This is a genomic window from Protofrankia sp. BMG5.30, assembly GCF_001983005.1.
Taxonomy (GTDB): Bacteria; Actinomycetota; Actinomycetes; order Frankiales; family Frankiaceae; genus Protofrankia; species Protofrankia coriariae.
Window position 1 is genome coordinate 193626 of record NZ_MOME01000008.1, and the last position, 13768, is coordinate 207393.

At 72.2% G+C, this 13768-nt stretch carries 9 protein-coding genes; 8 read left to right on the forward strand and 1 reads right to left on the reverse strand.

Translation table 11 applies throughout. The annotated features are described in order from the left end of the window. Nucleotides 1-11 precede the first annotated feature (11 nt). The gene (ileS, locus tag BL254_RS04435; RefSeq protein WP_083730832.1) at nucleotides 12-3383 is read right to left on the reverse strand and encodes an isoleucine--tRNA ligase; all 3372 of its coding nucleotides are present in this window, start codon (nucleotides 3381-3383) and stop codon (nucleotides 12-14) included. Nucleotides 3384-3500: 117 nt separating this feature from the next. On the opposite strand from ileS, the gene BL254_RS26815 reads away from it, so the two are divergent. The 8 genes from BL254_RS26815 to fabD all read left to right on the forward strand — a co-directional run bounded on the left by BL254_RS26815 (nucleotide 3501) and on the right by fabD (nucleotide 13687). Then, nucleotides 3501-3647 carry a hypothetical protein gene (locus tag BL254_RS26815; RefSeq protein WP_175648279.1) on the forward strand — a complete coding sequence of 49 codons (147 nt, stop codon included), beginning with the start codon at nucleotides 3501-3503 and terminating at the stop codon, nucleotides 3645-3647. Between the two features lie 412 nt (nucleotides 3648-4059). Next, on the forward strand, nucleotides 4060-4764 hold the full coding sequence (locus BL254_RS04445) for a signal peptidase II (RefSeq protein WP_254857794.1): 705 nt from the start codon (nucleotides 4060-4062) through the stop codon (nucleotides 4762-4764). Beyond that, nucleotides 4754-5776 carry an RluA family pseudouridine synthase gene (locus BL254_RS04450; RefSeq protein ID WP_254857796.1) on the forward strand — a complete coding sequence of 341 codons (1023 nt, stop codon included), beginning with the start codon at nucleotides 4754-4756 and terminating at the stop codon, nucleotides 5774-5776. The genes BL254_RS04445 and BL254_RS04450 overlap by 11 nt, the downstream gene beginning before the upstream one ends. Continuing rightward, on the forward strand, nucleotides 5773-7416 hold the full coding sequence (locus tag BL254_RS04455) for a hypothetical protein (protein WP_047221946.1): 1644 nt from the start codon (nucleotides 5773-5775) through the stop codon (nucleotides 7414-7416). The genes BL254_RS04450 and BL254_RS04455 overlap by 4 nt, the downstream gene beginning before the upstream one ends. Before the next feature lie 151 nt (nucleotides 7417-7567). Next, nucleotides 7568-9313: a hypothetical protein gene (locus BL254_RS29065; RefSeq protein WP_076842592.1), complete on the forward strand. Its 1746-nt coding sequence runs from the start codon at nucleotides 7568-7570 to the stop codon at nucleotides 9311-9313. A gap of 932 nt (nucleotides 9314-10245) precedes the next feature. After that, nucleotides 10246-11829: an acyl-CoA carboxylase subunit beta gene (locus tag BL254_RS04465; RefSeq protein WP_371389995.1), complete on the forward strand. Its 1584-nt coding sequence runs from the start codon at nucleotides 10246-10248 to the stop codon at nucleotides 11827-11829. Between the two features lie 335 nt (nucleotides 11830-12164). After that, on the forward strand, nucleotides 12165-12551 hold the full coding sequence (locus BL254_RS26820; protein WP_175648280.1) for an acyl-CoA carboxylase epsilon subunit: 387 nt from the start codon (nucleotides 12165-12167) through the stop codon (nucleotides 12549-12551). Then, nucleotides 12548-13687 (forward strand): ACP S-malonyltransferase, encoded by a 1140-nt coding sequence (fabD, locus tag BL254_RS04475; RefSeq protein WP_076842595.1) that lies wholly within the window; start codon nucleotides 12548-12550, stop codon nucleotides 13685-13687. The genes BL254_RS26820 and fabD overlap by 4 nt, the downstream gene beginning before the upstream one ends. Nucleotides 13688-13768: the final 81 nt, after the last annotated feature.

Below are 13768 nucleotides of genomic sequence, written 5' to 3' on the forward strand. Positions count from 1 at the left end.
CCCGCGACCTGTCAGCCGGCTGTGCCCGCCGTGCCCGCCGCCGGTCGCAGCCAGAATGTCAGCCCGAGATCCGGCGTGTGCTGGCCGGCCTCGTCCGTGTTCTGCTCCGTGTTCTGGCCCGCCTGCTGGCCGGTGGGGCCGGCGCCCTCGGCGAACGTCACGGCAWGGACCTCGGCGGCCACGGCGGACGCGTGCTCCCGCAGGGCCTGGGCGGTCTGCGGCGTGTCCGCCGTCCAGCGGACGTCGACCCGGTCGGTGATGTCCAGACCGGCGGCCTTGCGGGCCTCCTGCAGGACCCGCACCACATCCCGGGCGACACCGGCCCGCCGCAGCTCGGGGGTGATCTCCAGGTCGAGGGCCACGGACAGCCCCGACTCCGAGGTCACGGCCCATCCCTGCCGCGGGGTCTCGGAGATGATGAGATCGTCACCGGCGAGCTCGATCCGTTCGCCGTCCACCTCGACGGTGAGCCGTCCGTCCACCGGCCGGCCCGCGGCGGCGACGGCCGCCGCGACCAGTGGGGTCCGCTTGCCGAACCGGCGGCCCAACGCCCGGAAGTTCGGTTTCACGGTGACGTCGACCACATCGGCGGCCGCGGCCTCGACGGTGATGACGTTGAGCTCCTCGGCGATCTGGGCGCGCAGGTCCGCGGAGAGCCCGGCGAACTCGGGGGCGGCCACCACAGCGCGGGCCAGCGGCTGGCGGGTCCGCACACCGCTGCCCGCCCGGGCCGCCCGGCCGAGCTCCACCACCCGCCGCACCAGGTCCATCCGGTCGGCGAGCGGCGCGTCCACGAGGTCGGGCCGCGGGGTCGGCCAGTCGGCGAGGTGGACCGAGTCCGGGGCGTCCGCCCGCACACCGGCGGCCAGCTTCGACCACAGCGTGTCGGTGAGGAACGGGATGAAGGGGGCCAGCAGCCGGGTCAGGCCGTCCAGGCAGGTGTAGAGGGTCTCCAGAGCGTCCGGGTCGGCCTCCCAGAACCGCCGCCGGGAGCGGCGCACATACCAGTTGGACAGCTCGTCGATGAAGCGGGTCAGGCGGCGCCCGGCGCGCAGTGCGTCGAACCCGTCCAGCGCCTCGGTGACCTCGATGATCGTGGCGTTCAGTTCGGACAGCGCCCACCGGTCGAGCACCGGCCGGGCCTGTGGCTCGGTGGCGGGCGTATGTCCCGGCGCCCAGCCCGCGGCGTTCGCGTACAGGACGAAGAACGACGCGGTGTTCCAATAGGTCAGCAGCACCTTGCGGACGATGTCCTCAAGCGCCTCGTGGCCGACCCGGCGGTCCGACCACGGCGAGCCGGCCGCGAGCATCAGCCAGCGCACCGCGTCCGCGCCGTGCCGTTCGAACAGCTCGAACGGGTCGAGGACGTTGCCCAGATGCTTGCTCATCTTGCGGCCCTCGGAGTCGAGGAGAAGGCCGAGACAGAGCACGGTCTCGTACGACGAGCGGTCGAACACCAGCGTCCCGATGGCCATCAGGGTGTAGAACCAGCCGCGGGTCTGGTCGATGGCCTCGCAGATGTACTGCGCCGGGTACTGGGCCGCGAACTCCTCGCGGTTGCGGTGCGGCGCGCCCCACTGGGCGAACGGCATCGCCCCGCTGTCGTACCAGACGTCGATCACGTCCGGGACCCTGCGCGCCACCGCCGAGCAGTCCGGGCAGGCGATCGTGACCTCGTCGACGAACGGCCGGTGCGGGTCGAGCCCGGACAGGTCACGCCCGGCCAGGGAGGACAGCTCCAGCAGCGATCCGACACAGGTCAGATGCGCGGGGTCGGCGGTGCAGCGCCAGATCGGCAGCGGCGTGCCCCAGTAGCGGTTACGCGACAGCGCCCAGTCGACATTGCCCCGTAGCCACTCCCCGTAACGGCCGTGCTTGATCCTCGGGGGGTGCCAGTCGGTGCGCTCGTTCTCCGCCAGCAGCCGGTCGGCGATCGCGGTCGTCCGGATGTACCAGGACGGCAGCGGGTAGTAGATCAACGGGGTGTGGCAGCGCCAGCAGTGCGGGTAGCTGTGGGCGTAGTCCTCGGCCCGCCACAGCACCCCGCGGGAACGCAGGTCGTCGACGAGAGGTGCGTCCGCGTCCTTGAAGAACAGCCCGCCGACCAGCGGGACGCCGGCGACGAACCGGCCGTCACGGCCCACCGGGTTGACCACGGGCAGCCCGTGGGCACGGGCGACGGCGAGGTCCTCGGCGCCGAAGGCCGGGGCCTGGTGGACCAGCCCGGTGCCGTCGGTCGTGGTGACATAGTCGGCGAGGACCACCGAGTGCGCGGCCGCCGCCGTCACCGCGGCCTGGCCGGCAGCCCGGCCGGCGGCATGGCCGGTGGCCGTGGCCGGGGCGGCGAAGTCCGCCGCCGGCAGCAGCTCGAACGGGCGGGCATAGGTCACCCCCGCCAGCTGCGCGCCGCGGACCGTCTGGACGATCTCGGCGTCCGGGCCCACCGCGGCGGCGAGCAGCGGCTCGGCCACCAGCACCAGCTCGCCTTCGCGCCCGCCGGCGGAGGTCCTGGCGACCACGTAGGTGACGTCCGGATGCACGGCGACCGCGGTGTTCGACACCAGCGTCCACGGGGTGGTCGTCCAGACCAGCAGGCTCACCCCCGCCTCGGCGAGCGGCCCGGAGGTCACCGGGAAGCGGACGTACACCGACGGGTCGACCACGTCCTCGTACCCCTGGGAGACCTCGTGGTCGGACAGAGGTGTCTCGTCACGCGGGCAGTACGGGGTGACCCGGTGGTCCTCGACGAGCAGCCCCCTGTCGAAGATCTGCCTGAGCGACCACCAGACGCTCTCGATGTAGGGGGTGTCCATGGTGCGGTAGGCGTTGTCCAGATCGCACCAGTAGGCCATCCGCTCGGTCATCCGGGAGAAGTCGGCGACGTGGCGCAGCACCGACTCGCGGCAGCGGGCGTTGAACTCGGCGATGCCGAAGTCCTCGATGTCRCTCTTGCTGGTGAAGCCCAGCTCCTTTTCCACGGCGAGTTCGACGGGCAGGCCGTGACAGTCCCAGCCAGCGCGGCGCGGGACGTGGAAGCCGCGCATCGTGCGGAAGCGAGGGAAGAGGTCCTTGAAGACGCGCGCCTCGACATGATGGGCGCCCGGCCTGCCGTTGGCGGTCGGGGGACCCTCGTAGAAGACCCACTGCGGGCCGTTGGCGGTCGCGTCCAGGGAGCGCTCGAAGACCTTCAGGTCCTTCCAGCGCTGGAGCATGTCGCGTTCGAGGGCGGGCAGGTCGACCTGGGTCGGCAGCGGCGGGAACACCGGCGCGGGCTGGGCGTGCCCGGCTGGCCGGGCGGCTGGGGCATGCCCGGTGAGCTGGGTGGACAGGGTGGACGGGGTGTGCTCGGTGGGTTGGTTCGGCTCGGTGGGTCGGGTCGGCATGGGCAGATCTCCGTCGGGTTCGGGCTCCAACGGAGGGACGACACCCCGCGGTACCCGGCGTTCGCCGGGGCGCGGTGGCACCGCGGTACCACCCTCCTTGCCTCCCGGGACGCCGGTGTGGCGGCCCGGACAGACCACTCGTCGCGCGCGGTGCYGGATCTACTGGGGGCGCGGGCCCTGTTCTCCCGGCGGCTCAGGGGTGATCTTCGCAGCGCGCTGGCCGCCGGGCTCGCACCGTCCCCGGCTCGCTGGACGCCGTCCTGAGGGCGGTCGTCCCTGGCTGCGCCCGCCGCTACTCGTCCCGTCAACGCCGTCCGCTGTACCAAGCGTAGTGGATGGGACGGAGCATTCGGTGGGCCCCCGGCATCCGGAGCTGGGATCCCGGGCCGACCACCTCGGCCGGCCCGGGTGGCCGCCTGGCCCGGCCGCCGGCCCGTAGGTGAAAACCGCTGTGGCAGCAGCGATTTCCACCTACAGCTGTGGAAGCCGTAGGTAGAAATCGCTGTGGGGATGACGGTTTCCACCTACGGCCGGCTACGGCCGGGGTCTCCGCCCACGGCAGGTGCGCGCGGGGTGGCGCGAGGGCGACGGTCATGGTGCGTTCCGGGCATGAAGGCGCTGCCCGTAGAGTGGGGCAGGTGTGGGAGAGGGCGTCCACGGGCGGGATCGGTGGGATGTGACGGCCGAGGTGGAAAACGGGAAGTCCATCCCGGACCTGGATGATCCTGCTGGTCCGGATTTCGACGTGTCGTCGGCCCATGAGGAGAGTCACATCAGCGGGAGCCGTACCGGCGGCGAGCCGTATCGGGTGTGCCGGTCGCCACGCGCGGTGGCCACGGTGGCCGGTGCCGGTCTTGTGATCCTCGCCATCGACGTGGTCACGAAGATCGCCGCTGTGGCGAGCCTGTCGGACCGGGCACCGATCGAGCTGCTTCCCGGCGTACTCGACCTACGGCTGACGCGTAACCCGGGGGCCGCGTTCAGTATCGCTGGTGGCGCGACCGTACTGTTCAGCATCGTCGCCCTGGTGGTTGTCGTGATCATCGTCCGCACCGCCCGAACGCTGACGTCGCTGTCGTGGGCGGTCGTGCTCGGYCTGCTGCTCGGTGGGGCCCTGGGCAACCTCAGCGATCGGATCTTCCGCGCGCCGGCGCCGCTGCGCGGGCACGTCGTGGACTGGATCCACCTGCACAACTGGCCGGTGTTCAACATCGCCGACTCGGCGATCGTGATCGGTGGGGTGGTCGCGGTCATCCTGGCGGCCTTCGGTACCGCTCTGGACAGCCAGCCCGCCCCGCGGGACGGCCAGCCGAATCCGGACGGGCCGGCGGGCCCCGACGGCCGGCACGCGACGGACATCGACGACCGCGATGGACAGTAACGCAACCGGCAATACGGCCGGTAACGAAGCCGGTGACGCGGCCGGCGGCGAAACCGGCCAGGTGGCCGTGGCAGGGGGCGATGTGGGGGACAGGCGTGCGCTCCCGGTTCCCGACGGGCTGGACGGGCTGCGCCTGGACGCGGTGATCGCGCGGATGTTCGGGCTGTCCCGGACGGCCGCGGCCCAGCTCGTCGACGACGGCCAGGCCAGCGTGGACGGAACCGTACGCGGCCGCTCCGACCGGGTCGGCGCCGGGGAGTGGCTCGACGTGCGGCTGCCGCCCCCGCCGAATCCGGTCCGGGTGGCGGCCGAGCCGGTGCCCGGCCTACAGGTGATCCATGACGATGACGACATCGTGGTGGTCAGCAAGCCGGTCGGGGTGGCCGCCCACCCAGCGCCCGGCTTCGCCGGCCCGACCGTGATCGGTGGGCTTGCCGCCGCGGGCTACCGCGTCGCGACCAGTGGTGCCGCGGAGCGCCAGGGCGTTGTCCACCGTCTCGACGTCGGCACGACGGGCATCATGGTCGTCGCGAAAAGTGAGCGTGCCTACACCGCGTTGAAACGGGCTTTCCGGGACCGCGAGGTCGAAAAGATCTACCGTGCTCTGGTGCAGGGGCATCCTGATCCGTCCAGCGGCACGGTGGACGCGCCGATCGACCGTCACCCGCGTAAGTCCGGCCTGTTTGCCGTGGTGGCGGGTGGAAAACCCAGCGTCACCCACTATGACACCGAAGAGGCTTTCCGAGCCGCGTCGCTGCTGTCGGTGCGTCTGGAGACCGGGCGGACCCATCAGATCYGGGTGCACATGTCGGCGTTGCGGCATCCCTGCGTCGGCGATCTCGCCTACGGCGCTGATCCGGTTCTCGCCGRCCGGCTCGGGCTGGCCCGGCAGTGGCTGCATGCCGCTCAGCTGTCCTTCGCCCATCCCGCGGATGGGCGGAAGGTGACGTTCACCAGCCCCGACCCACCTGATCTCGCGGAGGCGGTAGCCGTTCTTCGGCGGCAGTCGTGACTGTCACCGGTCGTCCGACGGTCGTGTTCCGGGCGGTGCGACGCCGGTGCGCCAGAGCCCGGTTCACCAGGGTCCGGGCAGTGGCCAGGGGCGGGGTCGAAACGACGGGCCGGACGGCTGCCGAAGGCCAGGACGGGGCCAGCGCCCCGATCGCGATCATGGCTGGGGGTGGGGCCACCGACCATGCGGGGAAGCCGCGGGCGGGACGGGCCGTGGTGGGCGCGGCACGGCGTGCGCTCGTTGGCCTCGACCGTCTGGACGAACGCGTGTTGCCGGTCGCGGGCCGGATCCTGGACGGGTTCACCGCCCGGGCCTCGCGTCTGCGAACTGTCGCCCTGGACGTCCATGGGTTGCCGGGCAGCCGGGTGCTGCTGGGCAGCCTGGCCGCGCCGGGTGTACGCACGGATGATCCGGCCAGCGGTGATGGTGGTGACGATGACACGTCCACCAGGTCGCGCAGCGACAGGGTTACACCGTACGGTGATGGACGTGACCCGGTCGGCAACGCTACCGCAAGCCGAGTTGTCGTGGCCGCTGGGCGAAGCGCGGCGTGGCGTGGGACCGCCGAGCCGCGGGACACAGCCGCCGCTGCCGGCCCGGCCGGCATGGCTGCCGCTGGTGGCTCAGCCGGCATGGCTGCCGCTGTCGGCTCGGCCGGCACAGCTGACACAGCTGACACGACCGCCGCTGGTGGCCTGGCCCGGCGGGGCCTTCGTGGCCGCTCCGTCATCGAACGGAGCGTGCGAATGACAGTGCTGGGCGTAGTTTCGGTGATCGGGGTGAGCGCGATCGCGGCCTTGGCGCGCGGCCCGGCCGGCGGACGTGATCTTGGGCAGCTCGACTTGCCGCGGATGGCGGTACCCGCGCTGAGACAGCAGGTGGATCCGGTCGCCGGGTCGGCCCGCGCACTGTCGGGAGCCCCTGTCACCGACACCGCCCCCGATGTCGTCCCTGGCGCCGACGCTGCCACCGCCTCGCCCATGGTCGCGGGCCCGGTCCCCGTCCCCGCTCCGATCGCGGTCCCCACGCGGGTCGAGGAGATGCCGGCGGCCGCCATCCTGGTGGGCCTGGGACAGCGGGAGGCGGTGGCGGGCTACCTGACGGCGGCGCGGACACGGCTGGCCGCCGCGGCCCGGCGGGATGAGCCGCCCGGCCGCCACCCCGACACCTACGGGGTCGTCAGTTTTCCGGGGTACCGAACGCCGGAGCAGGCCCTCGACCTGCTCCGGGACCTGCGGACCGTGCGCGTGTTCTTCCGGGTTCCCCCTGACGGCACGGCACTGTCCGCGGACGTCCGTGACCCGCTCGCCGACATCCGGACCGCCTTCGCACGCGCCGCCGACGCCGACGCCGCGGCCGCCCAGGCCGGCACCGCCGACGTGGCCGACGTGGCCGCTGTCGATGTGGGTACCGCCGATGCGGGTGGCATCGGTGACGCCGACGCCCGGGAGCGTGCCGCGGACGAGGCGGTGGCGCTCCGTGACTCCTGCGCCTGCCTGTACGGGGCGGTCGTGGCCGCCCCGGCGTGGCGGCTGGCAGCCCTCGCCGACACCGAGCCGGTCCGGCTGGTGGACGTCGCGGCGGCGGACGCCCCCGCTGGGCCAGCCGTGTTCGTGCCGCTGCGCCCCGAACAGTGGTGACCTGAGCAGTGGCGCGATCTGGACAGTGGCGCGATCTGGACAGTGGCGACCTGGACAGTGGCTGGCAGCAGTGGTTGACCCGAACAGCGGTGAACGGTGGCCGGGCGGGCGACGTGAGCAGCGGTGAAGGTGGCTGAGCAGCGGTGACGCGGTGACGACGGCGGTAACGGTGACGACGGTGGCGCGGACGTGGTGGGCACGGGCCGTTCTCGCGCTCCTCGTCGCCGTCCTGATCGCGGATACGCCGGAGCATGACGCCGCCGGCGGGGGCGGGGTAGCCGACGGGGCCGCCCGGGCGGCCCATGCCACCCAGGTCGCCGACACCGCCGCGGCGAGATCCGGCGCCGCCCGCCCGGATACCGGCACCGCCGGCCTTGACCCGGGTAGTGGGGCTGTCAGGGCTGTCGAAGCCGCCGCGGGGGCCGGTGCCGCCGACGTCGCAGCCCGGGCTGACCGTGCTCTCGACATCAGCTCCGCTGACCACCGTGCTCTCGACGCCGGCTCCGACGCCGTCGCGCAGACACCGGTCACGCTGGCGCGCGGGAGCGCCTCGTACTCGTTGGCCGTCCAGGCACGGCATGACGGCGAGGGGGTGGCGGAGGTCACCGCCCGGGCCCCCGGGGTCGACTGGGCGGTCCCGGGCGCGGAGTCCGCGGTGCTCGCGATCGCAGTGGACGGTGTGCCCGCGACCGACCTCGTCGTGCCCGCCGCGCATCCGATCATCAGGCAGGTCCAGCTCGGGCGGCTGCGGGCCGGCGCCCACACCCTCACGATCACCCTGGACGGGCAGGCGTCCAGCGCCGGCGCGCAGACGGTGGTGATCGATGAGCTGTCGGTGTCGGCGGTGGCACCCAGGACGCCCGGAGCGCCGGATCCGCTCGTGTACGCTCCGATCCTCTACGGACGGTCACTGCCAGAGTTCGGTGGGCTCTTCCAGAACAACCACACCGACACCCCGCTGCTCGCCTGGCACACCCAGGCGCCGGTGGCCGGCCGGCCGGGCCACACGGTGCTGGAGTACAGCGTCATGTTCAGCAACGAGGACGGCGGCACCGGTGACGATCCCGGGTACCTRCAGGCACGCTGGGGACGCCAGACCGACATCGAGTGGGTGTACCGGGTCGAGCTCGACGCGGCCGGGTCCGTGGTGCCGGGGTCGGCGGTCTATCAGGGCCCCAACCATGTGACGCTGCCGTTCACCGGCCGCTACGAGAACGGCCATCCCGTGCTGCGGACGTGCACGGGCAACAACATGGTGTGTGCCGTGATCGCCGGAGCCGGAGCCGGAGCCGGAGCCGGAGGTGGCGCTGGCGGTATGCGGTTCTTCCTCGCCGCCGATCACGAGCTTGCCGCGGGCGAGGCGCGGGAACAGATGATGGACGCCGCGGGGTGGACCTACCAGCTGTCCGCGGCCGAGGCGCGCCGCGAGGAGAAGATCGAGCCGGTGGCGTCCGCGTACACACCCGCACTGTCCGACCTGCGGAACTACCTGTACGTCGTGATCCGCAAGACCACGTCCGTTCCGGCCGTCTCGGTCGCCTCGGTCGCGCCGGCACTGGCCTGGGTCGGCACCACGGTCGGGGTCCGGCTCGCGGGTGATCCGGACGTCCTCTACCGATCGGACCACATGATCTCCGGTTGGTCCGTGCAGCAGGACGGCGCGGTCGCCACCGCGGTGGAGTTGCCCCCGGGCACGAAGCTCGCCGACATCGCCACGCTCGAGGTGTTGCGGGCCCCGGCTGGTGTGGTCGACCCGGGCTCGACGGTGACGGTCACCGGCGTCGAACGGGCGATCATGCTGGATGCCGACGGGCTGCCCGCGCCCGGGTCGCTGACCTGGTCGGGCAGGGTCACGCTCACAGCGTCCGAGCCGGACGCTGTTCTGGTGCGCCCATGAGGACACGGATATCGCGGCGACGGATGTCGCGACGCTGAGCGGTGACASGGCGTCCGGGCCGGACGCTGTTCTGGCGCGCCGCTGACGTCGGGCCGCCGGCATGCCCGTTGCCCAGGCTTGTCGGGCCCGTGCCCGGGCCCGGGCTTCGTACCTGGGGCCGGGCCCGGGCTTCGTACCGGGGGCCGCTGGTGTGCTCGTTGCCCATACCGCTGGCGTGCCCCGTTGCGGCCGGGCCGCTGTTGTGCGGTGGCCCGGCCGCGGCAGGTGTGCCGTGCTGCCAGCCGTATCCGGGCCGGGTGCCGTGCCGGTGCCTCGCCTGGCACCAGGCTGCTGCCGTGCGCTCCGCCACCACGCTCCGTCGACCGGAGCGGGCCGTCGACGGCCGCCGGGGCCGGACCGGCGGCCGTGGTGCGTGTCGATGCCGGCACGCGTGGCCCGGCCGGGGCGAGGCGGGTGCGCGAGGGTAACAGCCACAATATTTCGGACAGCAATGTACGCGATATGGCCGCTGTCCGGCCGGCGACATTTCGGCCTGCCGTCGCGTACGCTCCGTACGAATACGATTCCACGCGACGGGCTAATCATGTCCGTATCGCGACAGCTGATACTCGCGCTTGTGATCAATATCACTTGCATGGGGCAAGTCGGCTCGATTCAAGGATCTCTCAAGAATTTTTCCCAGTGCGATCGTCCAAGCTCGGTACAGCGGCCACCCGGGAAGATCGGAGGCCGCGAGGTCACGTTTCTTCCGCGACGTCGGGAGGCCCGGGCCACCGGGTTACCAGAAGGAGGGATCGCTGGTGGTTTCAGTCCTGCGCAACAGTCCGGACGGCGAAGAAAGCACTGTCGAACCCGCGGCGTACTGGGCCCTTCCCAACCAGCTCATCCCCGACCAGGGAAACCGGCGGCCGATCTCCCGGGACTCCGACGGGATTTCGTCGGAGGCAGCCCGGGAAAGCGAGCCGCTGACCCTCGAGCAGCACACCGCGCTTCTTGYCCGGCGGCGGCTGCTCGCCGAACAGGGAGACGATCCGGAAGCCACCCGGCGGCATCACGCCCGCGGCAAGCTCACCGCCCGCGAACGCATCGAGCAGCTGCTGGACGCGGATTCCTTCACCGAACTCGATCTGTTCGCCCAGCACCGGGCCACCGGTTTCGGAATGGAGCGTTCCCACCCCTCCGGCGACGGGGTGGTCACCGGATTCGGCACGGTGGACGGTCGCAGCGTGGTTGTCTTCGCGCATGACGCCCGGGTCCGCGGCGGCGCGCTCGGCGAGACGTTCGCGGCAAAGATCCACCAGGTGCTGGACCTGGCCGAGTCGATCGGCGCGCCGGTCATCGGCCTCAACGACGGCGGTGGCGCGCGGATCCAGGAGGGCGTCGCGGCGCTCGCCGGTTTCGGTGGGCTTTTCGCACGTAACGTCCGTCTTTCCGGGGTCGTCCCCCAGATCAGTGTCGTTCTTGGGTCCTGCGCCGGTGGCGCGGTGTACTCCCCGGCACTGACGGACTTCATCTTCATGACCCGCGACACCGCGAACATGTTCATCACCGGGCCGGACGTCGTGCGCTCGGTGACCGGTGAGGACGTCTCCCAGGCCGAACTCGGCGGAGCGCAGGTCCACGCCGAACGCACCGGTGTCGCGAGTTTCCTCGCCGACGACGAGGAGACCTGTCTGGACGAGGTCCGCTACCTGCTCTCCTTCCTGCCGTCGAACAACAACGAGGCACCGCCGGTGGTCGCGTCGTCCGACGACCCCGACCGCCGGTGCCCGGAGCTGCTGCGGATCGTGCCGCCGAACGAGCGGACGCCGTACGACATCCGGGCCGTCATCGAGGAGATCGTGGACGACGGCGAGTACCTGGAGGTGCAGGCGCACTGGGCCCGCAACATCGTGTGCGTCCTGGCCCGGTTCGACGGGCGGGTCGTCGGGATAGTGGGAAACCAGCCGATGGTGCTGGCCGGCGTGCTCGACATCGACGCCTCGGAGAAAGCGGCGCGATTCGTCCGCATGTGTGACGCGTACAATATTCCGCTGGTCACGCTGGTCGACGTACCTGGTTTCCTGCCCGGGGTCGACCAGGAACACAATGCCATCATCCGTCGGGGCGCCAAGCTTTTGTACGCCTATTGCGAGGCGACCGTGCCGCGGATTCAGGTTATTCTTCGCAAGGCGTTCGGCGGCGCCTACATCGTCATGGACTCCAAATCGATCGGCTCCGACCTGTCGTTCGCGTGGCCGGTCAACCAGACCGCGGTCATGGGCGCGGACGGGGCCGCGAACATCATATTTCGCAAGGAGCTGGCGGCGGCGGACGACCCCGACCAGCTGCGCGCGGAACTCACGAAGAAGTACAGCGATGCGCTGCTGCATCCCTATGCCGCCGCCGAGCGGGGTCATGTCGACGACGTCATCGACCCGGCCGACACCCGCCGGATGATCGTCCGTGKGCTGGCCTTTCTGCGGACCAAGCGGCACGTACAGCAGATTCGCAAACACCCCAACGAGCCGCTGTAGACGTCCGCGCCGCCGATGGGACGCCGAACGACCGGCGGCGTTGCCCCTCGGCGGATTCCACTGCGAAGCCGTCTCGAGGCATCGGCCGGGAAAGCCGGCCGAACCGGGGAGCCGGCTGCGGACGCCGTCCCGAGAGGGCGATCGCGAGGCCGCGGCCCGGAGCACGCGCCCTGGCCGGCCGGCGAGACAGCCGTCCGGTGGGACGGCGGGACGACGCAGCAACAGGCGAGACGGCGCAGGCAACAGCGAAACAGACGACGAAACCGACGGCGAAGCGCCACCGCAACCGACAGCGAAACCGGCGGGACCAGGGACTGGAGCAGGAAGGAGTGACGGTGCCACAGAGTCCGCAGAGCCTGCGCTCGGGACCGTCCGCGGTCCGGATCCCGCCGGCGGGAGCGGTCGGTGTCCCGCCGCGGCCGCCGCTGCCCGCCACGGCGGACGGGCCGGCGGCCGCGACGATCGCCGTGACCCGGGGCCACCCCACCAGCGAGGAGCTCGCCGCCGTGCTGATCGCGCTGCGGGTGGTGACGGCCGCCGCCGTGCCGCCGGTCCCGGCCAGGCCCGCGAGCCGGCAGCGGCCGTGGTCCAACGAGCAGCCTGTCGTGGCGCGCACGGTGCCCGGTGCCTGGGGGCCCGGCCCGCGCGTGGTACCCGGGCCGTCCGCGCCCGGCCTCCACGGCGCACCCGCCAACCGATCGGAAGGGAGAACCCCGAGATGACCCGGATCCCCGGTACAGCCACGGTCCACCGCCCCGACGCGAAAGCTTCCGACACGAAAGTTTCCCGTGCGGAAGTTGCCCGTGCGGAAGCCCTCGGCGCGCAGGTCCCACAGGCACCGGCCTTCGGGGCGGGGCAGACCGCGGGCGGGGCTGCGGGGGAGCGCGTACCGGGCACCCGTTGTCTGGCCATGTTCCCCGGGCAGGGCTCCCAGCGGCCCGGCATGGCGGCTGACCTCGTCAGGCGCTACCCGGACACCGCGGGCCGGATCTTCGCAATGGCGGACGACGTCCTCGGCCTCCCGCTGACGAAGCTGTGCGTGTCGGGCTCGGCGGAGGAGCTGCGCCGCACGGACGTGACCCAGCCCGCGATCGCCGCGACCAGCCTGGCCGTGCTCGAGGTGCTGCGGGCCGGTGGTTTCGAGGCGTCCGGCGTCGCGGGACACAGCCTCGGCGAGTACGCGGCGCTCGCCGCCGCCGGGGTGCTCGACGCGCAGTCCGTGCTGCGCCTGGTGCGCCGCCGCGGCGAGCTCATGGCCGAGGTCGGCAGCCGTACCCCGGGCGCGATGGCGGCGGTCATCGGGCTGCCGGCCGAGCGGGTCGAGGCGTTGTGCCGGGACGTCACCGGCACCGGCGTCGTGGAGATCGCCAACTACAACGACCCCGGGCAGACGGTCGTCTCGGGCCTGACGGAGGCGGTCGCGCACATCGAGACGCTGGCGGCGCGGGCCGGCGCGGAACGGATCGTGCGGCTCGATGTCGGCGCGCCCTTCCACTGCTCCCTGATGCGCGACATCGAGGCCGAGTTCGGCGCCGAGCTCGACCGGCACGTGTTCGCCGAACCGCAGCTGCCGGTGCTCAGCGCGGTCACCGGCGGCTACGTCCGACGGGCGGAGGAGGTGCGTCTGCTGCTGCGGCGGCAGCTCGTCGAGCCGGTCAGATGGGTCGACACCGTGCGACGGGCCGTGGCGGACGGTCACAACCTGCTCGTCGAAGTCGGGCCGGGCCGGGTCCTGACGGGATTCGCCAAGCGGATCGTTCCGGACGTCCGGGCGCTGGGGACCGCCCGTCCCCAGGCGATCGACGCGCTGCTCGCCACCGCCGGCCAGGGCGCGCCGCGGCCGGCGGTCCCCGCATAGCACACCGGCTGTGGCAGGCCGGTGTTCCCTCCCCGATCACGGTGTTCCGCGGCCAGGGGACCGGGCGGGAAACGAGAAAGG